This is a genomic window from Streptomyces sp. NPDC058632 (assembly GCF_042717095.1).
In the GTDB taxonomy this organism is placed as follows: domain Bacteria; phylum Actinomycetota; class Actinomycetes; order Streptomycetales; family Streptomycetaceae; genus Streptomyces.
Map to the genome: position 1 here is coordinate 33611 of NZ_JBHXQZ010000015.1, position 23766 is coordinate 57376.

20 protein-coding genes and 3 tRNA genes are annotated in these 23766 nt (G+C 70.7%); 12 read left to right on the forward strand and 11 right to left on the reverse strand.

The features are described from left to right. Positions 1 to 45 precede the first annotated feature (45 nt). The 3 genes from hrpA (at position 46) to ACFWVE_RS08505 (ending at position 4988) form a co-directional block, all read left to right on the forward strand. Positions 46 to 4113, forward strand: a complete 4068-nt coding sequence (hrpA, locus tag ACFWVE_RS08495) for an ATP-dependent RNA helicase HrpA (protein WP_384009529.1) — start codon at positions 46 to 48, stop codon at positions 4111 to 4113. A gap of 94 nt (positions 4114 to 4207) precedes the next feature. Further along, positions 4208 to 4282 (forward strand) — tRNA-Asp (locus ACFWVE_RS08500). A gap of 448 nt (positions 4283 to 4730) precedes the next feature. Continuing rightward, positions 4731 to 4988, forward strand: coding sequence for a DUF6274 family protein (locus tag ACFWVE_RS08505; protein ID WP_384009531.1), 258 nt, complete (start codon positions 4731 to 4733; stop codon positions 4986 to 4988). 522 nt (positions 4989 to 5510) lie between these two features. On the opposite strand, the gene bldC is transcribed toward ACFWVE_RS08505, so the two are convergent. Both bldC and ACFWVE_RS08515 read right to left on the reverse strand, forming a co-directional pair. After that, positions 5511 to 5717: a developmental transcriptional regulator BldC gene (bldC, locus tag ACFWVE_RS08510; protein WP_003949541.1), complete on the reverse strand. Its 207-nt coding sequence runs from the start codon at positions 5715 to 5717 to the stop codon at positions 5511 to 5513. Positions 5718 to 6294: 577 nt separating this feature from the next. Continuing rightward, complete coding sequence (locus tag ACFWVE_RS08515) at positions 6295 to 7173, reverse strand: hypothetical protein (protein ID WP_384009533.1); 879 nt, start codon at positions 7171 to 7173, stop codon at positions 6295 to 6297. A gap of 284 nt (positions 7174 to 7457) precedes the next feature. Between ACFWVE_RS08515 and ACFWVE_RS08520 the strand changes: the two genes are divergently transcribed. Together ACFWVE_RS08520 and ACFWVE_RS08525 are read left to right on the forward strand one after the other, a co-directional pair. Next, positions 7458 to 8546 (forward strand): Leu/Phe/Val dehydrogenase, encoded by a 1089-nt coding sequence (locus ACFWVE_RS08520; RefSeq protein ID WP_384009535.1) that lies wholly within the window; start codon positions 7458 to 7460, stop codon positions 8544 to 8546. Positions 8547 to 8996: 450 nt separating this feature from the next. Next, positions 8997 to 9251: a DUF3073 domain-containing protein gene (locus ACFWVE_RS08525; protein WP_384009536.1), complete on the forward strand. Its 255-nt coding sequence runs from the start codon at positions 8997 to 8999 to the stop codon at positions 9249 to 9251. Between the two features lie 139 nt (positions 9252 to 9390). Here the strand turns inward: ACFWVE_RS08525 and purM are convergent, their stop codons facing one another. The 9 genes from purM to purS all read right to left on the reverse strand — a co-directional run bounded on the left by purM (position 9391) and on the right by purS (position 18573). Next, positions 9391 to 10473 carry a phosphoribosylformylglycinamidine cyclo-ligase gene (gene purM / locus ACFWVE_RS08530; protein ID WP_384009538.1) on the reverse strand — a complete coding sequence of 361 codons (1083 nt, stop codon included), beginning with the start codon at positions 10471 to 10473 and terminating at the stop codon, positions 9391 to 9393. A gap of 40 nt (positions 10474 to 10513) precedes the next feature. Next, positions 10514 to 12040, reverse strand: a complete 1527-nt coding sequence (purF, locus tag ACFWVE_RS08535; protein WP_384009540.1) for an amidophosphoribosyltransferase — start codon at positions 12038 to 12040, stop codon at positions 10514 to 10516. A gap of 62 nt (positions 12041 to 12102) precedes the next feature. Then, positions 12103 to 12897 (reverse strand): META domain-containing protein, encoded by a 795-nt coding sequence (locus ACFWVE_RS08540; protein WP_384009542.1) that lies wholly within the window; start codon positions 12895 to 12897, stop codon positions 12103 to 12105. A gap of 101 nt (positions 12898 to 12998) precedes the next feature. Further along, the gene (locus tag ACFWVE_RS08545; RefSeq protein ID WP_384009544.1) at positions 12999 to 13796 is read right to left on the reverse strand and encodes a sterol carrier family protein; all 798 of its coding nucleotides are present in this window, start codon (positions 13794 to 13796) and stop codon (positions 12999 to 13001) included. A 9-nt stretch (positions 13797 to 13805) separates the two neighbouring features. Further along, complete coding sequence (locus ACFWVE_RS08550) at positions 13806 to 14645, reverse strand: M23 family metallopeptidase (RefSeq protein WP_384009546.1); 840 nt, start codon at positions 14643 to 14645, stop codon at positions 13806 to 13808. Between the two features lie 40 nt (positions 14646 to 14685). Next, positions 14686 to 15204, reverse strand: coding sequence for an ArsR/SmtB family transcription factor (locus ACFWVE_RS08555; protein WP_384009548.1), 519 nt, complete (start codon positions 15202 to 15204; stop codon positions 14686 to 14688). A gap of 149 nt (positions 15205 to 15353) precedes the next feature. Continuing rightward, entirely contained in the window at positions 15354 to 17612 is a 2259-nt protein-coding gene (purL, locus tag ACFWVE_RS08560; protein WP_384009550.1) for a phosphoribosylformylglycinamidine synthase subunit PurL, read from the reverse strand. Next, positions 17609 to 18313, reverse strand: coding sequence for a phosphoribosylformylglycinamidine synthase subunit PurQ (gene purQ, locus ACFWVE_RS08565; RefSeq protein WP_384009552.1), 705 nt, complete (start codon positions 18311 to 18313; stop codon positions 17609 to 17611). Before purQ ends, purL begins: the two co-directional genes overlap by 4 nt. Then, positions 18310 to 18573, reverse strand: a complete 264-nt coding sequence (purS, locus tag ACFWVE_RS08570; protein ID WP_384009554.1) for a phosphoribosylformylglycinamidine synthase subunit PurS — start codon at positions 18571 to 18573, stop codon at positions 18310 to 18312. The genes purQ and purS overlap by 4 nt, the downstream gene beginning before the upstream one ends. 350 nt (positions 18574 to 18923) lie before the next feature. Here purS and ACFWVE_RS08575 point away from each other — a divergent pair, with 350 nt between their 5' ends. The 7 genes from ACFWVE_RS08575 (at position 18924) to ACFWVE_RS08605 (ending at position 23764) form a co-directional block, all read left to right on the forward strand. Then, complete coding sequence (locus ACFWVE_RS08575; protein WP_384009556.1) at positions 18924 to 19241, forward strand: Lsr2 family protein; 318 nt, start codon at positions 18924 to 18926, stop codon at positions 19239 to 19241. 217 nt (positions 19242 to 19458) lie between these two features. Continuing rightward, positions 19459 to 19530 (forward strand) — tRNA-Gly (locus tag ACFWVE_RS08580). Positions 19531 to 19610: 80 nt separating this feature from the next. After that, positions 19611 to 19683: transfer RNA gene (locus ACFWVE_RS08585), tRNA-Gly, on the forward strand. A gap of 164 nt (positions 19684 to 19847) precedes the next feature. Further along, positions 19848 to 20846 carry an ABC transporter ATP-binding protein gene (locus ACFWVE_RS08590; protein ID WP_384009558.1) on the forward strand — a complete coding sequence of 333 codons (999 nt, stop codon included), beginning with the start codon at positions 19848 to 19850 and terminating at the stop codon, positions 20844 to 20846. Beyond that, the gene (locus ACFWVE_RS08595) at positions 20843 to 21670 is read left to right on the forward strand and encodes an ABC transporter permease (RefSeq protein ID WP_384009560.1); all 828 of its coding nucleotides are present in this window, start codon (positions 20843 to 20845) and stop codon (positions 21668 to 21670) included. Before ACFWVE_RS08590 ends, ACFWVE_RS08595 begins: the two co-directional genes overlap by 4 nt. A 94-nt stretch (positions 21671 to 21764) precedes the next feature. Continuing rightward, entirely contained in the window at positions 21765 to 23141 is a 1377-nt protein-coding gene (locus ACFWVE_RS08600) for a sensor histidine kinase (protein ID WP_384009562.1), read from the forward strand. Continuing rightward, positions 23138 to 23764 (forward strand): response regulator, encoded by a 627-nt coding sequence (locus ACFWVE_RS08605; protein WP_384009563.1) that lies wholly within the window; start codon positions 23138 to 23140, stop codon positions 23762 to 23764. The genes ACFWVE_RS08600 and ACFWVE_RS08605 overlap by 4 nt, the downstream gene beginning before the upstream one ends. The last annotated feature ends 2 nt before the right edge of the window (positions 23765 to 23766 follow it).

Consider the following 23766-nt stretch of genomic DNA (forward strand, 5'->3'; position numbering starts at 1 on the left):
AACCGTTCGCCACACATTTCTCGAGGATGAGATCCTGGTTCCCGTATGTCCACGCACCCTGCCTCCGCCCCCTCCTCCGGCGCCTCCGCCCACGCCTCCTCAGGCGCCCCGACCTTCGGCGCTCTCGCCTCTCGCCTGACCGAGCTCTCGCTGCGCGACACGCAGCGGCTCGGGCGCAGGCTCGAGGGCGCGCGCAAGATCCGTAAGCCGGAGGCCAAGGCCGCCGTGCTCGGCGAGATCGAGGCGGAGGTCGCCAAGGCCGAGGAGCGGATGGCCGGGCGTCGGGCGCGAGTGCCGGCGGTCACGTATCCGCAGCAGTTGCCGGTCAGCCAGAAGAAGGACGAGATCGCCGAGGCGATCCGCGATCACCAGGTGGTGATCGTCGCGGGTGAGACGGGTTCCGGCAAGACGACGCAGATCCCGAAGATCTGTATGGAACTGGGCCGGGGCGTCCGCGGGATGATCGGGCACACGCAGCCCCGCCGGATCGCCGCCCGCACGGTCGCGGAGCGGGTCGCGGAGGAGCTGGACACCCCGCTCGGGGGGGCCGTCGGCTGGAAGGTGCGGTTCACCGACCAGGTGAGTCCGGACGCCACCTTCGTGAAGCTGATGACCGACGGCATCCTGCTCGCCGAGATCCAGACGGACCGTGAGCTGCGCGCCTACGACACGATCATCATCGACGAGGCCCACGAGCGGTCGCTGAACATCGACTTCCTGCTCGGCTATCTCGCCCAGCTGCTGCCCAGACGTCCGGACCTGAAGGTCGTCATCACGTCGGCGACCATCGACCCGGAGCGGTTCTCCCGGCACTTCGGCGATGCTCCCATCGTGGAGGTCAGCGGTCGTACGTACCCCGTCGAGGTGCGCTACCGGCCGTTGCTCGAGGAGGACGCGCAGGACGCCGACCGCGATCAGATCACCGCGATCACGGACGCGGTCGAGGAGTTGATGGCCGAGGGGCCCGGCGACATCCTGGTCTTCCTCTCCGGCGAGCGGGAGATCCGGGACACGGCGGACGCGCTGACGAAGAAGGCGTATCCCCGCGCCGGAGGCGCTGATTGGCACAGCACCGAGGTGCTGCCGCTCTACGCGCGGCTCTCGCACGCCGAGCAGCACCGTGTCTTCCAGCAGCACAGCGGCCGCAGGATCGTTCTGGCGACGAACGTCGCGGAGACGTCGCTGACGGTGCCGGGCATCAAGTACGTCATCGACCCCGGGTTCGCGCGGATCTCCCGCTACAGCCACCGGACCAAGGTGCAGCGGCTGCCGATCGAGCCGGTGTCGCAGGCCAGCGCCAACCAGCGCAAGGGCCGCTGCGGGCGTACGTCGGACGGCATCTGCATCCGGCTGTACAGCGAGGACGACTTCGATACCCGCCCGGAGTTCACGGACGCGGAGATCCTCCGTACCAACCTGGCGTCGGTCATCCTGCAGATGACCGCGGCGGGCCTCGGCGAGATCGAGAAGTTCCCCTTCATCGACCCGCCGGACCACCGGAACATCCGCGACGGCGTGCAGCTGCTGCAGGAACTGAACGCGCTGGACGCGACGCAGAAGGACCCCCGCAAGCGGCTGACGGAGACCGGGCGGAAACTGGCCCAGCTGCCGGTCGACCCACGACTGGCACGCATGGTGCTGGAGGCGGACCGCAACGGCTGTGTCCGCGAGGTCATGGTGATCGCGGCGGCGCTGTCCATCCAGGACCCGCGCGAGCGGCCGGCCGACAAGCAGACCCAGGCGGACCAGCAGCACGCCCGGTTCCGGGACGAGACCAGCGACTTCCTCGCCTACCTCAACCTGTGGCGCTACGTGCGGGAGCAGCAGAAGGAGCGCGGCTCCTCGTCCTTCCGCCGCATGTGCAAGCAGGAGTACCTGAACTTCCTGCGGATCCGCGAGTGGCAGGACATCTACACGCAGCTGCGCACGGTCGCCAAGCAGATGGGCATCCACCTCAACGAGGAGGACGCCCCCGGGGACCGCATCCACGTCTCGCTGCTCGCGGGCCTGCTCTCCCACATCGGGATGAAGGACGTGAAGGAGTCGAAGGACTCCGGTCAGGCCGCCCGCAAGGACGGGAGCGGCCGCAAGGACGGTGGCGGGCGCAGCGAGTACGTGGGCGCGCGCAACGCCAAGTTCGCGATCTTCCCGGGTTCGGCGCTGTTCAAGAAGCCGCCGCGGTTCGTGATGTCGGCGGAGCTCGTCGAGACGTCCCGGCTGTGGGCGCGGGTCAACGCGAAGGTCGAGCCGGAGTGGGTCGAGCCGCTCGCCGAGCACCTGCTGAAGCGCACGTACAGCGAGCCGCACTGGGAGAAGGACCAGGCCGCGGTGATGGCGTACGAGAAGGTCACGCTGTACGGCGTACCGATCGTCGCCCAGCGGAAGGTGAACTACGGCCGGATCGACGCCGAGGTCTCCCGCGAGCTGTTCATCCGCAACGCGCTGGTCGAGGGCGACTGGCGCACGCACCACAAGTTCTTCGCGGACAACCGCAGGCTGCTCACCGAGGTCGAGGAGCTGGAGCACCGGGCGCGGCGCCGCAACATCCTGGTCGACGACGAGACCCTGTTCGACTTCTACGACCAGCGGGTGCCCGGCCATGTCGTGTCGGGGGCGCACTTCGACTCGTGGTGGAAGCACAAGCGCCACGAGCAGCCGGACCTCCTCGACTTCGAGCGCGAGATGCTCATCCGCGAGTCGGCGGAGGCCGTCACCAAGGCCGACTATCCGGACTCCTGGCGGCAGGGAGCCCTCGCGTTCCGGGTGACGTACCAGTTCGAGCCGGGTGCGGACGCGGACGGGGTGACGGTCCATGTGCCGCTCCAGGTACTGAACCAGGTCACGGACGAGGGCTTCGACTGGCAGATCCCGGGTCTGCGGGAGGAGGTCGTCACGGAGCTGATCCGTTCCCTCCCCAAGCCGATCCGCCGCCACTACGTGCCGGCGCCGAACTACGCGAAGGCGTTCCTGGAGCGGGCGGTGCCCCTCCAGGAGCCGCTGGCCACGACGATGGCCCGCGAGCTGAAGCGGATGGTCGGGGTTCCGTTCGACGCGGACGACTTCGACTGGTCCAAGGTCCCCGACCACTTGAAGGTCACCTTCCGGATCGTCGACGAGCGACGCCGGAAGATCGCCGAGGACAAGGACCTGGAGGCGCTCCGGCTCCGGCTGAAGCCGAAGGCCCGCCAGGCTCTCTCCCAGGCGGCGGCCGCCACGGCCCAGCGCGAGGGCGGTGAGTCGCTGGAGCGGACGGGCCTGACCGACTGGACCGTCGGCACGCTGACCCGTGTCTTCGAGACGCGGCGGGCCGGTCAGCCGGTGAAGGCGTTCCCCGCGCTGGTCGACGACGGCGACACGGTCTCCGTACGGCTCTTCGACACGGAGGCGGAACAGCAGCCGGCGATGTGGAAGGGCACGCGTCGTCTGATCCTGCGCAATATCCCGGTGAATCCCGCGAAGTTCGCATCCGAGAAGCTGACGAACGCCCAGAAGCTCGCCCTGTCGGCGAATCCGCACGGTTCCATCCAGGCGCTGTTCGACGACTGCGCGATGGCGGCGGCGGACCGGCTGATCGCGGACTTCGGCGGGCCCGTGTGGGACGAGGAGTCGTACCGCAAGCTGTACGACAAGGTGCGTGCCGAGATCGTCGACACGACGGTCCGCGCGGTGGGCCAGGTGCAGCAGGTTCTGGCCGCCTGGCAGGCCTGTGAGCGCCGGTTGAAGGGCGTACGCAGCCCCGCGCTGCTGGCCAACCTCCAGGACGTACGCGCACAGCTGGACGCCCTGGTGAGGCCGGGGTTCGTGACGGAGACGGGGCTGCGGCGACTGCCGGACCTGATGCGGTACCTGGTGGCCGTGGACCGCCGCCTCCAGCAGATGCCGGCGAACGTCCAGCGGGACACGACCCGCATGGAGAAGGTCCACGAGATGCGGGACGAGTACGCCTGGCTGCTGGAGCAGATGCCGCAGGGGCGTCCGGTGCCGCAGCAGGTGCTGGACATCCGCTGGATGATCGAGGAGCTCCGGGTCAGCTACTTCGCCCACGCGCTGGGCACCGCGTACCCGGTCTCGGACAAGCGGATCGTGAAGGCGATCGACGCCGCCGCCCCGTAACGGGAGCGGCACGCAGGGTGAGTTCGACCAGCGGGCCACCGCTCCTGTACAGTCTCTTTTCGCAGCGCAAGGCAGCAATCGCACTGCGAAACCTGGTCCTGTGGAGCAGTTTGGAGTGCTCGCCACCCTGTCAAGGTGGAGGCCGCGGGTTCAAATCCCGTCAGGACCGCATGACCGAAGGGGCCCCGTCACAGCGACGGGGCCCCTTCGCTTGCCCTCGTCCCGTCGCGCCCCACCCTGCCGAGGCGGAGGCCGCGCCCGCGGCGCAGCCGCGATCGGGTACGGCACATCCCGTCAGGACCTCATCGACGAGAAGGGCTCCGCCATCCGGTGGGGCCCTTCTCGCACCTCCGGCCCGCCCCCGCGACGGGCCCCTCTCACGCGCCCCGCATCCCCCATCCCGTACGCCCGCCTCCCCCCACCACCCGCACCCGCCGCTCCATGCCCCTCACCGGGCGGCTGAGGGCCTTTCGGGCGGTCCCGGGGGATTGGGGAGCCGCGCTCCGTTTCGTGCGCCCCTGGGGCTTCCCGGCGGATCCCGGCGCCTTGACGGAGCGGGCTTCCCCCGGTACCCCGGACAGCAGGGCCGCTCTCGGTGCGGCCACTGGAGGTGGCACATGCCGGCATCGGCCAGGCACGAGACGCGGGCGTTGCTCCGCGCGCATCTGTCGGCTGCCTCGTCGTTCGGGCACCACACCCGCCACTGTCCGGTCTGCCACCGCCTGTTGCGCCTGGTGATGGACTCCGCACCCCGCACCCCCGAAGCCCTCGCACGCACCGAACAGTCCGCGCGCCCCGCCGGGCCCTCGGGGCCGGCCGAGTCCACGGAGCACCCCCCGGAGCACGTCGGGGGCGAGGGCGCGTCCACCGCCTAGCCCAGCCGCCCCGGCCGCCCCAGTTCCCGGGCCCTGCCCCCGAGTTGCTTCACATCGGGCCCACCGCCCGCCGCTTTAACGCATATGCCGGTGGCCCAACAAGGCGACCGGCATGTGACGGGTGTCACCGCATAGGTTTCAGGAAGTCCGGTACTCACCCGTCTCCTCCACCAAGTCAATTTAATATGTGCAATTGCACTACTCCCGAAGGCCCTCCCGAACTTCCGCACAGGTGACCCCACCGTCACCCCCGGAGCCCGACAGGCCCTTGCACGGATCCCGCGCAGACCCGCCCGGGGGCACCGCACCGGCACACCCTCAACAGTCCCCGCACACAAAAGATCGCGCTGGACTCGGCGGAGTCCAGCGCGATCGACGACGCACCCGGTTCAGCTGCCTGGAAAGCTCTGATCGGCCTGGGCGAGGGTCCTGTTGGGGCAGTTCCCGCGTCGTGTGGAGCTGTGGGTCCGAACACCTCGGCCGGCTAGGGGACCGGCCGGTCTGTCCGGGTTATTCAGTTGTTCAGGCCTCGCTGCGCTGCTGCGGAATGCCCGCGAGCAGGGCGCGGACCTCGGCTTCGCGGTAGCGGCGATGCCCGCCGAGCGTGCGGATCGACGTGAGCTTGCCGGCCTTCGCCCAACGTGTGACCGTCTTCGGGTCGACGCGGAACATGGTGGCGACCTCAGCCGGGGTCAGCAGCGGCTCGGCATCAGGGGTGCGAGCGGTCATGAGCGGCCTCCTCGGGAGAACCGAACCTTCTCGGTTCTTTCCTCTAAATTCTGCACCTTGACCCGCGTTGCCCGAAATGGCGGACGCGGGTCGAGTCGGTTATAGGACGAACGGCTTGTCCTCGGCACTACAACTACACCATCCGTCCAGCCGCGTCGGCCAAACCGATGGAATTGCCCTCCCAGGTGTTCATCAGCCGCGGAAGCCGATGGACCATGCCATAGCGGACAGTCACACGGTTGTGACGATCAGTCACAGCCGCGATCAGGAGTCACCGGACCCCCCAAAGCGCGCAATGCTGAGATTCCGCCCATAGTCGAGCACAGCAGGACGGAGGAGTCCTCCCCGGACTCCTTGTCCTATTTTGGCACGAGGGGGGGCAAGTGGCGCAAGGCCCGCGTACGTGCGGTCCGTCACCCTTGACCCGCTTGGGACATACGTCCGGATCGACGCCTACGTCCGTTGTCGGGTCCCGGTTGACGACACCTCAGGGCGACGACAAAACCCCAAGAAGGGCGTTTGGTCAAACGCCAGTTCGTTACCCCGCCGCGACTCGTCACCCCGCCGCGACCAGGCGTCAGTTGGCCGACCGCAGGTCCCGGACCGAGCGCCAGCGCTCCACCAGCCGCCCGTATGCCTCCCCCGCGGTCACCCCGTCACCGCGGCGCAGCGCCGCGATCCCCTCGGCCACGTCCGCCGCGGAGTGGTCGTCCTCCAGCGCGCCGGCCGGCAGGGCGTGCACCAGGCCGCCGTAGTCCAGTTCGACCAGTGAACGCGGATGGAACTCCTCCAGCCAGCGCCCCACGTCCACCAGTCCGTCGATCAGCGGCCCCTCGTCCATGGCGGTCTTCAGTGCCCGCAGCCCGCGCGCCACCCGGCGCCGCGCCTCGACCATGGGTGTGCGGTACCGCAGCACGGGGGCCTCGCCGGCGGAGCTCGTGGAGCCGGCGAGGCCCGGGGAGCCCCGGGAGCCCTTGTCGTACTCGCGCTCCTCGTCCGAGACCAGCACGAACCAGTTGATCGGCACCTGCCAGGTCGCGGTGCGGATCCACGGCCGGGCCTCGGGGTGGGCGGTCAGCCAGCGCTCGTAGTCCTCGGCGGCCTGGCGCCGTACGAACGGGGGCAGAAGCGCGTCCAGGACCGGCAGGGGAAAGTCCTCGGCGAGTTCCCCCAGGGCCTGCCAGCCGCGCAGCCGGGTGCGCCAGGGGCAGACGCAGACCATGCCGTCGACCTCCAGCACGAACGCGTCGTCGCTCTCCCGCACCGGGACCGGAACCGGCGGGGTCGGCACGACGTCGGCCAGGGCCCGGCGCAGTTCGTCCTGGTAGGAGGGGAGGTCGGGGCGGCGGGCGTAACGGGCCCAGTGACCGCGCTCCGGCTCGGGGAAGGCGGTCAGTGGCTCGTACACGCGCAGGTAGGCCGCGTAGGGGACGATCACCGAGGAGACCTTGGGCACGCCTGCTCCCTCCCCCGCGCACCGGCGCGAAAACCTGCGGGCCCGCCCACAGGCCCGCGGGCGGCGGACGGACGACTCGCACCTACGGGTAATCCACGCAAATCGTCGCACGCCGTTCCTCCGGGACGAGGCGCGCGGAGGTGATCCTGGACACGGTTCCGTCCCCGCGGGCGGCAGGCTCTAACCTCGTGCTCACAGCCTCCGCCACCGCCCCCACAGCCACAAGCGCGGGGGAGTTTCGGGAACTGCGTCCACCCGCCGCTACTTACTCAGGAGTCACCACCGTGACCGACGTATCTGACGGCATCCTGCACACCCTGTTCCATTCGGACCAGGGCGGTCACGAGCAAGTCGTGCTCTGCCAGGACCGTGCCAGTGGCCTCAAGGCCGTCATCGCCCTCCACTCCACCGCTCTGGGCCCCGCCCTCGGCGGTACGCGCTTCTACCCGTACGCGACCGAGGGGGAGGCCGTCGCCGACGCGCTGAACCTCGCGCGCGGGATGTCGTACAAGAACGCCATGGCCGGTCTCGACCACGGCGGCGGCAAGGCAGTGATCATCGGCGACCCCGGGACGGTCAAGACCGAGGAGCTGCTGCTCGCCTACGGCCGGTTCGTCGCCTCCCTGGGCGGCCGGTACGTCACCGCCTGCGACGTCGGCACCTACGTCGCCGACATGGACGTCGTGGCCCGCGAGTGCCGCTGGACCACCGGCCGCTCACCCGAGAACGGCGGCGCCGGCGACTCGTCCGTGCTCACCGCGTTCGGCGTCTACCAGGGGATGCGGGCCTCGGCCCAGCGCCTGTGGGGCGACCCCTCGCTGCGCGACCGCAAGGTCGGTGTGGCGGGCGTCGGCAAGGTCGGCCACCACCTGGTGGACCACCTGCGCGAGGAGGGCGCCGACGTCGTGATCACCGACGTGCGCGAGGACGCCGTACGACGGGTCCTGGACCGGCACCCGCAGGGCGTCACGGCCGTCGTCGACACCGAGGCACTGATCCGCACCGAGGGCCTGGACGTGTACGCCCCGTGCGCGCTGGGCGGCGCCCTGAACGACGACAGCGTGCCGGTGCTGACCGCCACGGTGGTCTGCGGCGCCGCCAACAACCAGCTCGCCCACCCGGGCGTCGAGAAGGACCTCGCCGACCGCGGGATCCTGTACGCGCCGGACTACGTGGTGAACGCCGGCGGGGTCATCCAGGTCGCCGACGAGCTGCACGGCTTCGACTTCGACCGGTGCAGGGCGAAGGCGGCGAAGATCTTCGACACCACGCTCGCCATCTTCGCGCGTGCGAAGTCGGACGGGATTCCGCCGGCCGCGGCGGCCGACCGGATCGCCGAACAGCGGATGGCGGAGGCGCGCGCGTCACGCTGAGCCGCGTACGGGCCGCGCAGGGGGCGCGTACGGGCCATGTACGGGGCGTGTACGCGACACATGCGGAACGCGTACAGCGCGCCCACGGGACGCGTACACGGCGCGTACGGACGCCCGTGGGGCGCGTGCGGGGGAGGACCGGCAGGCCCGCCCCCGCACGCTGTTCGCACGTTTGGCCGGTACCCGCGGAGGGGCACTTCGAGAGAACTCTCACTTCTCCCGGCGGGTCGGCCCTCGACAAGTGCTTGAAATCGCACTTGACCAGGGAGAACAGGGTGTCTCGAGGGCCCCGGGCGGGGGCGCGTCATACGGGCGACGTACCGTATGGGCGTGGGCTCAGGTACCGTGGGAGCCCTACGGACCGGCCTCTCCGAGGAGAGCCCGTTCCGGACCATGAACGCGTGTCAAGACTCTGGGGCCGTCGAGCCCCGTCGTTGAGGGGGTCGAGCCATGGGGCGCGGCCGGGCCAAGGCCAAGCAGACGAAGGTCGCCCGCCAGCTGAAGTACAACAGCGGCGGGACGGACCTCGCACGTCTGGCCGAGGAGCTGGGTGCATCGCCTTCGAACACGTCACCGAATGTCAACGGTGACCCTGTTGAGGACGATGAGCAGGACGAGGACCTGTACGCACGGTACGCCGACCTCTATGAGGAGGACGACGATGACGGGGACGGCCAGTCCTCGCCACAACGTCGTGGCGCTTGACCCTGCACTGAAGCATCAGCCCGGTCGGTGACTCCGGTCACCGACCGGGTTCTGTGCTGTCCGCTCGCGCGGTCCGCCGCCGTACCGGGTGTGCTCGGCATGCTCGGTGTCCTTCGCATGCTCCGCGCACCCGGTCCGCTCAGCCCGCGTGGTCACCCACCAGTTCCGCTCCCGTCGTCCGGTCGCCGCGGCCGGTGATCTCGCCGGCCACCCAGGCGTCCAGCCCGCGGTCGGCCAGCGTCGTCAGCGCCACGTCCGTGGACTCCTGCGGCACGATCGCGATCATGCCGACGCCCATGTTGAGGGTCCGCTCCAGCTCCAGGCGCTCGACCGAACCGGTCCGGCCGACGAGGTCGAAGACCGGGCCCGGGGTCCAGGTGGAACGGTCCACGACCGCGTGCAGCCCGTCGGGGACGACACGGGCCAGGTTGGCCGCGAGACCGCCGCCGGTGACGTGGCTGAAGGCGTGCACCTCGGTGGTGGAGGTCAGGGCCAGGCAGTCCAGCGAGTAGATCCGGGTGGGCTCCAGGAGCTCCTCGCCGAGAGTGCGGCCCAGATCGTCGACGTGGCTCTCCAGGGCGAGTCCGGCCTGGTTCAGCAGGACGTGCCGGACCAGCGAGTACCCGTTCGAGTGGAGTCCGGAGGCGGCCATGGCGACGACCGTGTCGCCCTCACGGATACGGTCCGCGCCGAGCAGCCGGTCCGCCTCCACGACGCCCGTACCGGCGCCGGCGACGTCGAAGTCGTCCTCGCCCAGCAGGCCCGGGTGCTCGGCCGTCTCACCGCCGACCAGGGCACAGCCGGCCAGCACACAGCCCTCCGCGATGCCCTTGACGATCGCGGCGACCCGCTCGGGGTGGACCTTGCCGACGCAGATGTAGTCGGTCATGAACAGCGGCTCGGCACCGCACACCACGATGTCGTCCATCACCATGGCGACCAGGTCGTGGCCGATGGTGTCGTAGACGCCCAGCCGGCGGGCGATGTCGACCTTGGTGCCGACGCCGTCCGTGGCGGAGGCGAGCAGGGGACGCTCGTAGTTCTTCAGCGCGGAGACGTCGAAGAGGCCGGCGAAGCCGCCGAGGCCGCCGAGAACCTCGGGGCGCCGGGTCTTCTTCACCCATTCCTTCATGAGCTCGACCGCGTGGTCGCCCGCGTCGATGTCGACGCCCGCGTTCTTGTACGACGCCGCGGCGGGGCCGGCGCCAGTGTTCTCAGACATGACGGGGAGAGCCTTCGTCTCGTTACGGCAGGGCAAGGGCTTACGGGCGGCGGATCGCGTCGACCGCGGCCGGTGCGGCCGTGCCGGCGGCCAGCTCGGTCTCCAGCAGCCGCTTGCCGAGGAGCTCCGGGTCGGGCAGATCCATCGGGTACTCGCCGTCGAAGCAGGCGCGGCACAGGTCCGGCTTGGCGATGGTCGTCGCCTCGATCATGCCGTCGATGGAGATGTACGCCAGGGAGTCGGCGCCCAGCGTCACACCGATCTCCTCGATGGACATGCCGTTGGCGATGAGCTCCGCGCGGGTCGCGAAGTCGATGCCGAAGAAGCAGGGCCACTTCACGGGCGGCGAGGAGATCCGGATGTGGACCTCGGCGGCGCCCGCCTCGCGGAGCATGCGGACCAGGGCGCGCTGGGTGTTGCCGCGCACGATCGAGTCGTCGACGACGACCAGGCGCTTGCCCTTGATGACTTCCTTGAGCGGGTTCAGCTTCAGGCGGATGCCGAGCTGCCGGATGGTCTGCGAGGGCTGGATGAACGTCCGTCCGACATACGCGTTCTTGACCAGACCGGCGCCGAAGGGGATGCCGGACGCCTCCGCGTAGCCGATGGCGGCCGGGGTGCCGGACTCCGGCGTCGCTATCACCAGGTCGGCCTCGGCGGGCGCCTCCTTGGCGAGGCGGCGGCCCATCTCGACGCGCGACAGATAGACGTTGCGTCCGGCGATGTCGGTGTCCGGGCGGGCCAGGTACACGTACTCGAAGACACAGCCCTTGGGCTTCGCATCCGCGAACCGGGAGGAGCGCAGGCCGTTCTCGTCGATGGCGACGAACTCGCCCGGCTCGATCTCGCGCACATAGCTGGCGCCGCAGATGTCGAGGGCGGCGGACTCGGAGGCGACGACCCAGCCGCGCTCCAGGCGGCCGAGGACCAGCGGGCGGATGCCCTGCGGGTCGCGGGCCGCGTACAGCGTGTTCTCGTCCATGAAGACGAGGCTGAAGGCGCCCTTGAGCTTCGGGAAGACCACGTGCGCGGCCTGCTCCACGGTCACCGGTTCGCCGTCGGCGGCGCGCTGGCCGGCCAGCAGGGCGGTGATCAGGTCGGTGTCGTTGGTGGCCGCCGCCCTGGGGGCGCGGCCGTTCTCCTTGGGGAGTTCGGCGGCCAGCTCGGCGAGCTCCGCCGTGTTGACCAGGTTGCCGTTGTGGCCGAGCGCGATCGATCCCTGCGCGGTGGCACGGAAGGTGGGCTGGGCGTTCTCCCACACGGAGGCGCCGGTGGTCGAGTAGCGGGCGTGACCGACCGCGATATGACCCTGGAGCGAACCGAGCGAGGTCTCGTCGAAGACCTGGGACACCAGGCCCATGTCCTTGAAGACGAGGATCTGGGAGCCGTTGCTGACCGCGATACCCGCGGATTCCTGGCCCCGATGCTGGAGGGCGTAGAGCCCGAAGTACGTGAGCTTGGCGACCTCTTCGCCCGGAGCCCAGACACCGAAGACGCCGCAGGCGTCCTGGGGGCCCTTCTCTCCAGGGAGCAGGTCGTGGTTGAGTCGTCCGTCACCACGTGGCACGCCACCGAGTGTAGGCGAGGTCGAGTGCTGGTCCGAATTGGGTACGAGGCCTCAGTTGTGGATCATTCGACGGCGAAGGCCTCGACGGTCGTTCCGTTTTCGCTGTTCAGCGTCATTTTCCGGTGGTCTGCCCGGTAGCTGAGCGTGGTGTCGAAAAGCCGCAGCAGTCGCTTCTCGGCATCCATGAGTGAGTCTTCGCACACCATTCGGGTCATGGCGGGCGTGCCGACGGTGATATGGCCGTCGCGGACGGTGGCGTCGGCGTTCACCTTGTTGCAGCCGAGGCTTCCGGAGACGGTGCCCTCCTTCTCGTCGAAGGCGAGGTGGGCGCGACCCGCGGCGTCGGGGGAGGTGATCCTCCACTTCGTACCGTGCAGCGGGGTGTCCGCACCGCCCTCGCTGAAGCGGACGGTGGTGCCGTCCTCGGAGGTGAGGGTGAGGCGGCCCTCCCTCACCTCGGCCCGGGGGCTGCCGTCGGTGAAGGCGTTCAGGAGCGCGCGCTCGAACTCCCCGCCCGGCCCGTCGCAGGCGACGAGGGTGCTCCTGAGGACGTCGAGCCGGACACGGTCGCCGTCGGGGGCGGTGTCGCCGCGGAAGCTGTTGCAGCCGTAACCACCCTCGACCCCGCCGCTCTCGCTCAGGGTCATGTACGCGTCGGAGGTGGCCCGGTGGGTGGTGCCGTCCACGGTGACGCTGTCGACGTTCCAGCGGATGCCGGTGAGGGGCTGCTCCGCGGCGCCGGCCGTGGCACTGCCCGCGCTTGCCCCGCCGGCGTCCGCCCCCGCACCCGCCCGTTCACTGCCACAGGCCGCGGCGAAGGGGACGAGGAGGGCGGCGGCCGCCACCGTGAGAAGCATGCGCCGCTTGTGCCCGTTGTTCCTCTTGTACCTGTGTGTGTACATGCCCCTTCGACGGGGACGGGGTACGGACGGTTCCCCTCCCGTCGGCCGGGCAGGGCTCACGTCATCAGCGGCAGGTACGGTCCGAGATCCGCCCGCTCCCCGCTCGCACCGACCGTGCCGTCCGCCACCGCGTCCTGCCATGCCGTGCGCCCGGTGGCCAGGCGGATCCAGGTCAGCGGGTCGGTCTCGACGACGTTGGGCGGGGTGCCCCGGGTGTGCCGCGGCCCCTCCACGCACTGGACGACCGCGTACGGCGGGACCCGCACCTCCGTCGAACCGCCGGGCGCCTTCGCGGCGAGCGTGTCGGCCAGCAGCCGGGTGCACGCGGCCAGGGCCTGCCGGTCGTGGGGGACGTCCAGACCGGGCACGGCGGCGCCCAGGTCGTCGGTGTGGACGACGAGCTCGACGGCGCGGGTGACCAGATAGTCGGTGAGGGTCATGGCGCCGGCCCGCATCGCGAGAACGCGGTGGGGCGGGGCGGCGGCGAGGTGCCGGGCCAGGTCCTCCTCGGTACGGGCGAGCAGGGCGTCGAGGTCGGGGGCCGCCCCGGCCAGCTCCCGGGAAGCCTCGGCGGTGGCACCGGCGTGGGCGGCGGTCGCGGCGGGGTAGTCCAGCAGCGCGAGTCCGGGCTTCGCCGGTTCGTCCCGCTCCAGGGCCCGGCCGACGCTCGCGACGCTCAGGGCCAGGTGTGCGATCAGGTCCCGCACGGTCCAGTCGCCGAGGCGGGTGGGCAGCGCGAGCTGCTCGGGGGTGAGGGTCCGGACGGCCGCGCGGACGTTCTCGAACTGGGCCAGTACGGCGGCTCGGGTCCTGGCGGGGTCGTAGGAGCGGGTGCGCTTCTTGGCCGGGGGCATGGCGGCAGCCTATGCGGGGGCGGCCGACGCCGGTTCGGGGACGTCGAACACCTCGCCGCCCCGGGGGACGCCGATGTGGCGCCATGCGAACGGGACGCCCCGCGCGGTGTCCGGGTCGGGGCCGTCCATCAGCTGGAAGTGCAGGTGCGGCTCGGAGGAGTTGCCCGAATTGCCGCAGCGGGCGAGCACCTGTCCGGCCCGTACCCTGTCGCCCTCGCGGACGGTGAACGAGCCGCGCCGCACGTGCGCGTAGGCGGCATACGTCCCGTCGCCGAGGTCCAGCACCAGGTGGTTGCCGACGATCCGGTGGACCCCGCCCATCTCGCGCACCGAGCCCTCGACGAGCATCAGGTACAGCAGCCCGGGCAGCGAGGTGCGGCCGAGGTGGTCGCGCTGCCCGTCCGAGACCCGGACGACCGTGGCGTCGGCGACCGCGCGCAGGGGAGCGCCGTACGCGGGGAAGGCGGCGGGGCGGCGGGCGAGCGGCCACAACGGGGAGAACGCGGGACGGGCGCCCGGCTCGGGCTCGGCGACGATGTCGATGGCGTACGTCTGGCCGTAGGCGTGGGTGCCGTGGCTCGGGGTGCGGTCGGCCGGGCTGTTCAGCGCGGACCAGCGGCCGGTCACCGGCGGGTCGACCTCGACCGGTTCACGCGCGACGCGCGGGTGGTCCGGGGCACCGCCGCCCCACCGGTTGACCACGGTGATCAGGACGTAGGCCAGGAGCAGCGGCAGCAGGTTCCACAGGATCGGGTATCCCCAGCCGAGGCAGATGTGGGCGATCACCAGGGCGATGAAGCCCAGCTGTAAACCGCGGAAGGTCATCATGGCGAGTTTGCGTGCGGACATGGTTCCCCCTGATCGTCGTGGGTGTGGTGATCGGCCCCGGTCAGGTCAGTGCGGCGGACAGCAGCACCAGCAGCGGTACGACCCGGCCCGCCGGCACCTCGTGGCGGCCCCGGCCGGTGGTGTGCAGCCAGCCGGCACCGGTGAGCCGGCTCAGGTGGTGGTAGATCTGGCCGGTCGTGCCGACGCCGTCCAGCTCCGCGAGTTCGGCGGCGGTGCGCCGGCCGCCGAGGATCTCGCGGAGCAGCCGCAGCCGGACCGGGTGACCGAGGGCGGCGAGCGGCTCGGCGGCGGCCGGCCAGTCCTCGTCCAGCAGTCCTCCGGTGAGGGCGCCGTACTGCCACTCGTACTGTTCACCGGTCGGCAGCCGAACCGCGCCGGTGAACAGCACGCCCCCGTCGGCCGCCTTCAGCTCGGCAAGCTGGTTCTTCAGCCCTTCCAGCGCCCAGAAGTCGCCCTCCCCCGGGCGGGGGGCGCCGTGACGCGCCGTCTCCGCCGTTTCCGCCGTCTCCAGTGCGGCGAGCCGGCGTTCGAGGGCGGCGACGCGTTCTTCGAGTTCCACGATCCCGAGATTACGTAACTACGTAATCACGCGCAACCCCTTCCGGCTGCGGGCCCGCTCAACGCCGAAGCCCCCGCCCTGACCCGGGCGGGGGCTTCGTACGGAAGGGGCGTGCCAGAAAGGCGTAAGGGCGGGAGGGCGGGAGCCGGTCAGGCCAGCAGTGCCGGGATCGTCTCCTCGTGGACCGTGCGCAGCTCCTCGAGGGTGAGCGCGAACTCGCCCTGGAGCTCCACCGTGTCCCCGTCGACGACGCCGACGCGCGTCGCCGGGAGACCGCGCACACCGCACATGTCGGTGAAACGCATCTCCTCGGAACGCGGCACGGCGACGACCGCGCGGCCGGCCGACTCGGAGAACAGGAGGGTGAACGCGTCCAGCCCGTCCGGCACGACGAGACGCGCACCCTTGCCGCCCAGCAGCGCCGACTCGACCACGGCCTGGACCAGACCGCCGTCGGACAGGTCGTGCGCGGAGTCGATCATGCCGTCGCGGGACGCGGAGATCAGGATCTCGGCGAGCAGCCGCTCGCGCTCCAGGTCGACCTTGGGCGGCAGGCCGCCGAGGTGGTCGTGGACGACCTGGGACCAGGCCGAGCCGCCGAACTCCTCACGCGTGTCGCCGAGGAGGTAGAGCAGCTGGCCCTCCTCCTGGAAGGCGGCCGGCGTGCGCCGGGCCACGTCGTCGATGACGCCGAGGACCGCGACCACCGGGGTCGGGTGGATGGCGGCCTCGCCGGTCTGGTTGTAGAGCGAGACGTTGCCACCGGTCACCGGGGTGCCGAGCTGCAGGCAGCCGTCGGCGAGGCCGCGGACGGCCTCGGCGAACTGCCACATGACGGCCGGGTCCTCGGGCGAGCCGAAGTTCAGGCAGTCGGAGACGGCGAGGGGCTTCGCGCCGGTCGTCGCCACGTTCCGGTACGCCTCGGCGAGCGCCAGCTGCGCGCCCGTGTACGGGTCCAGCTTGGCGTACCGGCCGTTGCCGTCGGTGGCGATGGCGACACCGAGGCCGGTCTCCTCGTCGACACGGATCATGCCGGAGTCCTCGGGCTGGGCGAGGACGGTGTTGCCCTGGACGAAGTGGTCGTACTGCTGGGTGATCCACTGCTTCGAGGCCTGGTTGGGCGAGCCCACCAGCTTCAGTACCTGGTCCCTCAGCTCCTCGGAGGTCACCGGGCGGGGCAGCTTGCCGGCGTCGTCGGCCTGGAGCGCGTCCTGCCAGTCGGGGCGGGCGTAGGGGCGCTCGTAGACCGGGCCGTCGTGGGCGACGGTACGCGGGTCGACGTCGACGATCTTGCCGCCGTGCCAGTAGATCTCCAGGCGGTCGCCGTCGGTGACCTCACCGATGACGGTGGCGATGACGTCCCACTTCTCGCAGATCTCGAGGAAGCGGTCGACCTTCTCCGGCTCGACCACCGCGCACATGCGTTCCTGCGACTCGCTCATGAGGATTTCCTCGGGAGACAGGGTCGAGTCGCGCAGCGGTACGTCGTCGAGGGTGACGCGCATGCCGCCGGAGCCGTTGGAGGCCAGCTCGGAGGTGGCGCAGGAGAGGCCCGCGGCGCCGAGGTCCTGGATGCCGACGACCAGCTTCTCGCGGAACGCCTCCAGGGTGCACTCGATGAGGAGCTTCTCCTGGAAGGGGTCGCCGACCTGCACGGCGGGGCGCTTCGACGGCTTGGCGTCGTCGAAGGTCTCGGAGGCCAGGATGGAGGCGCCGCCGATGCCGTCGCCGCCGGTCCTGGCCCCGTACAGGATGACCTTGTTGCCCGCGCCGGACGCCTTGGCGAGGTGGATGTCCTCGTGCCGCATGACACCGATGGCGCCGGCGTTGACCAGCGGGTTGCCCTGGTAGCAGGAGTCGAAGACGACCTCGCCGCCGATGTTCGGCAGGCCCAGGCAGTTGCCGTAGCCGCCGATGCCGGCGACGACGCCGGGCAGGACGCGCTTGGTGTCCGGGTGGTCGGCGGCGCCGAAGCGCAGCGGGTCCACGACGGCGACCGGGCGGGCGCCCATCGCGATGATGTCGCGGACGATGCCGCCGACGCCGGTCGCGGCGCCCTGGTAGGGCTCGACGTAGGACGGGTGGTTGTGCGACTCGACCTTGAAGGTCACCGCGTAGCCCTGGCCGACGTCGACGACGCCCGCGTTCTCGCCGATGCCGACGAGCATCGCGTCGGACTGCGGGGCCTTCTCGCCGAACTGGCGGAGGTGGACCTTGGAGGACTTGTACGAGCAGTGCTCGGACCACATCACCGAGTACATGGCGAGCTCGGCGCCGGTCGGGCGGCGGCCGAGGATCTCCACCACCCGCTCGTACTCGTCCTTCTTGAGGCCGAGCTCGGCCCAGGGCAGCTCGACGTCGGGGGTCTTCGCCGCGTGCTCGACCGTGTCCAGAGGCGTCCGGCTCATGCGTTGACCAGCTTCTTGAGGATCGAGGTGAAGAACGGGAGGCCGTCGGTGCGGCCGGTGCCGATCAGCGGCTCGACGGCGTGCTCGGGGTGCGGCATCAGACCGACGACGTTGCCCGCCGCGTTGGTGATGCCGGCGATGTCGTTGAGCGAGCCGTTGGGGTTGCCGTAGCCGTCGGCGGCTTCGCCCTCGGTCACGTAGCGGAAGGCGACGCGGCCCTCGGCCTCGAGCTCGTCCAGCGTGCGCGCGTCGGCGACGTAGCGGCCGTCCATGTTCTTCAGCGGGATGCTGATCTCCTGCCCGGCGGTGTAGTCGCCGGTCCAGGCGGTGTCCGCGTTCTCCACCCGCAGCTTCTGGTCACGGCAGATGAAGTGCAGGTGGTCGTTGCCCAGCATGCCGCCGGGGAGCAGGTGAGCCTCGGTGAGGATCTGGAAACCGTTGCAGATGCCGAGGACGGGCAGTCCCGCCTTCGCCTGCTCGATGACGGTGTCCATCACCGGTGAGAAACGGGCGATGGCCCCGGCGCGCAGGTAGTCGCCGTAGGAGAACCCGCCGCAGAGCACCACGGCGTCGACCTGGTGGAGGTCCTTGTCCTTGTGCCACAGGGCGACCGGCTCGGCACCCGCGAGCCGGATCGCGCGCCGGCTGTCACGGTCGTCGAGGCTGCCCGGGAAAGTGACGACGCCAATACGAGCGGTCACTTCACGGCCTCCGCGACTTCCTCGACCCTGACGGTGAAGTCCTCGATCACGGTGTTGGCGAGGAAGGATTCCGCAAGATCATGGATGCGGGCGAGCACGGTCTCGTCGACCGGCCCGTCAACTTCCAGTTCGAATCGCTTTCCCTGGCGGACGTCCGAGATCCCTTCGAATCCCAGCCGCGGCAGTGCGCGCTGCACCGCCTGGCCCTGGGGGTCGAGGATCTCCGGCTTGAGCATGACGTCGACTACGACGCGTGCCACTGGCACTCCCGGTGTGTGGTGCTGAGCAGGTTCCTTCAGACTACCCGTACAAAATTTCTACGCGAGTAGAGTTGGAGGAATCTACGTGACCCCGATCACGATTCGGCATCCCGGGGAGACCTCCGGGAAAAGATCCGGGAAAGATCCATGTTCTGTCACGTATCTCTATTGCGCGCAGGACACGCGGACAGATTTAGTCGAGCTTCACAATGCAATGCCGGGCACTGTACAAATGAATTGTCATTAGCAGATACTTTGCCCGATTACAGGCGAACAGCCGACATCTCAGCGACGCCCCGGCACGTCATCACGGACGTCAACAGAGGTGTCGCACGAAGGGACCGATATTCGTGGCGCAGAAGGTCGTGGTCACTCTCTTCGACGACATCGACGGCTCGGAAGCGGCGGAAACGATCGCCTTCGGACTCGACGGCAAGTCGTACGAGATCGACCTGAACGAAGACAACGCCGACGGGCTGCGGAAGGCGCTCGCGCCCTACATGGAGGCCGGCCGCAAGCGTTCCCGCTCGGGGCGGACGTACCGGCAGACGGAGGTCGCCCCCGATCCGGCGGCCGTGCGCGCCTGGGCCCAGTCGAACCAGATGGACGTCCCCGCCCGCGGGCGGATCCCCAAGCGGGTCTACGAGGCGTTCGCCGCGGCCCGGTGAACGCCCCCGCGGGCCGGGCCGTGACCGCCTCCGGCCGTCGGGGCCCGGGCCCGGGCAGGCGGGCGAACCGTGGACGTCGACGGCCGGCCGACATGCCGGGGGCACGGCCGGCCATCGGCCCCTCGGAACAGCCGACTTGCGCAACACCCCTGCTGATCAGCTAGAGTCTGGAGCACGCCGAGGGGCAAGGCCGAAAGGCCCGGCTCACGGAGTACACGCGGGTGTAGTTCAGTAGTAGAACATCCCCCTTCCAGGGGGAAGGCGCAGTGTGCAATTCCTGTCACCCGCTCTGCGCAGTCGTACCGGTCGGTCAAGTCGATCAGGTAGGCTGGTGCTCGCACCGACCGGTGAAAGCCGGTCGGAGGCAACGCGGACGTAGCTCAGCTGGTAGAGCGCAACCTTGCCAAGGTTGAGGTCGCGAGTTCGAACCTCGTCGTCCGCTCGGGAATCAGGCCCCGGTCCATCGGACCGGGGTCTTTTCGTGCGTCCCGGGTCCCCGGCCCGAGTCCTCCGTGCTCCCGGCGGTGCCGGCCGTCTGACATTTGTCATCCCGGGTGATGACAGCGTGCACTGCCGTCCGACCCGTACGGGCGGAATGATCGAAGCATGCAAGCAAACGGACACGAACACGTGATTGAGGTCACCGACCTGCGCCGTGTGTACGGGGGCGGGTTCGAGGCCGTGCGCGGGATCAGCTTCTCCGTACGGCGGGGAGAGGTCTTCGCGCTGCTGGGCACCAACGGCGCGGGCAAGACCTCCACCCTCGAACTGCTGGAGGGCCTCGCGGCACCGACGGACGGGCAGGTCAGGATCTTCGGGCACGACCCGTACACCGACCGCGCCGCCGTACGGCCCCGCACCGGCGTGATGCTCCAGGAAGGCGGCTTCCCGTCCGACCTGACCGTCACGGAGACCGCGCGGATGTGGGCCGGCGCCGTCAGCGGGGCCCGTCCGCCGCAGGAGGTGCTGCCGCTGGTCGGACTGGGCGACAAGGGCGACGTACGGGTCAAGCAGCTGTCCGGGGGTGAGCGGCGCCGCCTGGACCTGGCTCTCGCGCTGCTCGGCGACCCCGAGGTGCTGTTCCTCGACGAGCCGACCACCGGACTGGACGCCGAAGGGCGCCGCGACACCTGGCGGTTGGTGCGGGAGCTGCGCGACAACGGCACCACCGTGCTGCTGACCACCCACTACCTGGAGGAGGCCGAGGCGCTGGCCGACCACCTCGCGATCATGCACAAGGGACGCATCGCCACCACCGGCACGCCCGCCGAGGTGACCGCCGCGCAGCCGTCCCGGATCACCTTCGAGCTGCCCCAGGGCTACTTCCCCGGCGACCTGCCGCCGCTCGACGAGCTGGGCGTGACCGGACACGAACTGGACGGACGGACCGTCAAGCTGCACACCCGCGAACTGCAACGGGCGGCCACCCGCCTGCTGGTGTGGGCCGAGCAGGCCGGAATGGAACTGAGGGGACTGGACGTGCGCTCGGCGTCGCTGGAGGAGGCGTTCCTGGGTATCGCCCACGACGTCTCCGCGCGCGACCACGCGCACGAAGCCTCGGCCGGCGAGGCGTCCACCACGACCGGAAGGGAGTACGCGGCATGAGCGGCACGGTCATCACGCCCGAGGGGGCGGCCAAGGGAACACATGGCAGGAGCACGGCGGCCAGTACCCCCGTGGGACGCATGCGGGCCCTCGCCCGCGCCGAGCTGACGCTGCTCGGGCGCAGCAAGGGCACCCTCTTCGCCGCGCTGTTCGTCCCGGCGGTGGTGCCGTTCAGCCTCCGCACCGCGTCCGACGAGATGGACCTCGCCGGGGCAGGTCTGAGCGTCGGCACACTGATCCTGCCCGCCGCGATCGGTTTCTCCCTGCTGTTCGCCGTCTACGCGGCCCTCGTCGGCGTCTTCGTCACCCGGCGCGAGGAACTCGTGCTGAAGCGGCTGCGCACCGGGGAGCTGCGGGACGCCGAGATCCTGACCGCGTCCTCGCTGCCGTCCGGCGCGATCGGACTGGCGCAGTCGCTGCTCCTGGCGGTGGGCTGCGCGCTCCTCATGGACATGGACGCACCGAAGGCCGCCCATCTGGCCGTCCTCGGGCTGCTGCTGGGTCTGGTGCTGAGCGCGACGCTCGCCGCCGTCACCGCGAGTTTCACCCGGACCGCGGAGAGCGCGCAGGTCACCTCGATGCCGGTGCTGCTGGTCTCGATGTTCGCCTCCGGCATGACCGTCCCGCTGGAGATCCTGCCCGACCGGCTGGCCTCCGTCTGCGAACTGCTGCCCTTCACCCCCGTCATGACCCTGGTGCGCGGCGGCTTCACCGGAAACCTTTCCGGCTCCGAGACGCTGTTCGCCCTGGCGACCGGTGTGGCCTGGACCCTGGTGTCGGTGTTTGCTGTACGCCGGTGGTTCCGCTGGGAACCGCGACGCTGAGGCACGCGGACACGAAGTACGCGGGCGCGAGGGCGGCCCGGAGAGCGGGGCGGAGAGCGGGGCGGGCGAGGACATGGTCAGGCCGGGCGAGGACATGCGCAGGCCGGGTCGCTGGTGGCGGCGCAAGAGCACCCCGGCGAAGGTCGAGGCGTACACGCGGTGGTCGTTCCACTTCATGGTGCTGGTCGAGTTCGTGACGGCCGGCGGGCAGCTTCTCGGACTGCTCGTGCGGGGCGAGCACCCCGGAGCGGGCGGGCCGGGAGCGGCGACTGCGCTGATGGTGCTCGTCGCCGGGCACTGCGTGCTCTGCGGCGTAATCGCCTCGCGGTCGCTGGACTGGCAGCGCGGGCGGCGGGCGAAGCCGGTGCGGCTGCTGTGGGCCCTCGGTGTCGTCACCGCGGGCGTCGCGACGACGGCCGTCTCGCTCGTCGAACACGACCGGGCGGGCCGGGACGCCGACGGAACGGCCCTCGGGGTCTACGTGGTCGTCCTGGCCTTCGGCGCGGGAACGATCACGCTCGGCCTGCGCGACCGACGGCGGATGCTCGCCTCTCCGGCGGGCTTCGCCGCGGGCTCGGGACTGGTGGCCTCCGCCTTCGGCATGGCCGCCCCCGGCGCGTTGATCGTCGCGGCGGTGGTCCTGCTCAGCGCCGGGTTCGTCACCGCCACCTACGTCCTCTCGCTCTGGCTGCTCAACGTCGTCCACGAGCTCGACGAGGCCCGCGAGACCCGTACCCGGCTCGCCGTCGCGGAGGAACGGCTGCGGTTCGGGCGGGACCTGCACGACGTCATGGGCCGCAACCTCGCCGTGATCGCGCTCAAGAGCGAGCTGGCCGTCCAGCTGGCCCAGCGCGAACGGCCGGAGGCGGTGACACAGATGGTCGAGGTGCAGCGGCTGGCCCAGGAGACCCAGCGGGAGGTGCGTGAGGTCGTGCGCGGCTACCGCGAGGCCGATCTGAACAGCGAACTCGCGGGCGCGAAGGGAGTGCTGACCGCGGCCGGCATCGACTGCACGGTCACCGGCCCTCCGGTCGGGCTCCCGGCACAGGTGCAGTCCGCGCTGGGCTGGGTGGTGCGGGAGGCGGCGACCAACGTGCTGCGGCACGGCGACGCGCGGCAATGCGTGGTGGACGTACGGGTGCTGGAGGGGCGTGCGGTGCTGACGGTGGACAACGACGGGGTGCCCGATGGCGCCGGCGGGCCCGGCCGGGGCTCCGGTCTCGTCGGACTGCGCGAGCGGCTGGCGGAGATCGGCGGCACGCTGCGGGCCGGACCGACCGGGGACGGACGGTTCCTGCTGACGGCGGAGGTGCCGTCGTCCGCGCCCGCGGGGGCGACGGCGGGAGCCGGGCCGGGGCCGAGGGCAGGGGCGGTGGCGCCGGGGGCCGCCGAATCCCTTGTGCCCACGGGTCTTGGGGCGCAGACGGCGGCACCCGGCTCCACGGACTCCCGAAACGAGGTCACCTCATGACGACGACACCGTCCGGGCCCGTCCGGCTGCTGCTCGCCGACGACGAGCATCTGATCCGGGGGGCGCTCGCCACCCTGTTGTCCCTGGAGGACGACCTCCTGATCGTCGCCGAGGCGGCCTCCGGACCGGAGGCGCTGGCGATGGCGCGGGCGCACACCCCCGACGTGGCCGTACTGGATCTGCAGATGCCCGGCGCGGACGGTGTGAAGGTCGCCACATCGCTGCGGGCGGAACTCCCCGGCTGCCGCGTGCTGATCGTGACCAGTCACGGGCGTCCCGGACATCTGAAGCGGGCCCTCGCGGCGGGGGTGCGCGGCTTCGTCCCCAAGACCGTCAGCGCACAGCACCTCGCGGAGATCATCCGCACCGTGCACGCGGGAAACCGTTACGTGGATCCCGAGTTGGCGGCCGACGCGATCGCCGCCGGTGACTCGCCGCTGACCGCGCGTGAGGCCGAGGTGCTCGAACTCGCGGCCGACGGGGCCCCCGTGACGGAGATCGCGGAGCGGGCCGCGCTGTCCCAGGGGACCGTGCGGAACTATCTGTCGGCCGCCGCCACGAAACTCGGTGCGGAGAACCGTCACGCCGCAGTGCGGCTCGCGCGCGAGCGAGGTTGGGTATAGTT

Excerpts from the sequence above, each read along its gene's own strand:
- ACFWVE_RS08545 (WP_384009544.1), bottom strand. The coding sequence starts at position 13,796 with ATGCCCCCGGCCAAGAAGCGCACCCGCTCCTACGACCCCGCCAGGACC.
- ACFWVE_RS08600 (WP_384009562.1), top strand. The coding sequence starts at position 21,765 with ATGCGCAGGCCGGGTCGCTGGTGGCGGCGCAAGAGCACCCCGGCGAAG.
- ACFWVE_RS08595 (WP_384009560.1), top strand. The coding sequence starts at position 20,843 with ATGAGCGGCACGGTCATCACGCCCGAGGGGGCGGCCAAGGGAACACAT.
- ACFWVE_RS08540 (WP_384009542.1), bottom strand. The coding sequence starts at position 12,897 with ATGCTTCTCACGGTGGCGGCCGCCGCCCTCCTCGTCCCCTTCGCCGCG.
- ACFWVE_RS08605 (WP_384009563.1), top strand. The coding sequence starts at position 23,138 with ATGACGACGACACCGTCCGGGCCCGTCCGGCTGCTGCTCGCCGACGAC.
- purM (WP_384009538.1), bottom strand. The coding sequence starts at position 10,473 with ATGTCTGAGAACACTGGCGCCGGCCCCGCCGCGGCGTCGTACAAGAAC.
- purL (WP_384009550.1), bottom strand. The coding sequence starts at position 17,612 with ATGAGCCGGACGCCTCTGGACACGGTCGAGCACGCGGCGAAGACCCCC.
- hrpA (WP_384009529.1), top strand. The coding sequence starts at position 46 with ATGTCCACGCACCCTGCCTCCGCCCCCTCCTCCGGCGCCTCCGCCCAC.
- ACFWVE_RS08505 (WP_384009531.1), top strand. The coding sequence starts at position 4,731 with ATGCCGGCATCGGCCAGGCACGAGACGCGGGCGTTGCTCCGCGCGCAT.
- ACFWVE_RS08590 (WP_384009558.1), top strand. The coding sequence starts at position 19,848 with ATGCAAGCAAACGGACACGAACACGTGATTGAGGTCACCGACCTGCGC.
- bldC (WP_003949541.1), bottom strand. The coding sequence starts at position 5,717 with ATGACCGCTCGCACCCCTGATGCCGAGCCGCTGCTGACCCCGGCTGAG.
- ACFWVE_RS08550 (WP_384009546.1), bottom strand. The coding sequence starts at position 14,645 with ATGTCCGCACGCAAACTCGCCATGATGACCTTCCGCGGTTTACAGCTG.
- ACFWVE_RS08525 (WP_384009536.1), top strand. The coding sequence starts at position 8,997 with ATGGGGCGCGGCCGGGCCAAGGCCAAGCAGACGAAGGTCGCCCGCCAG.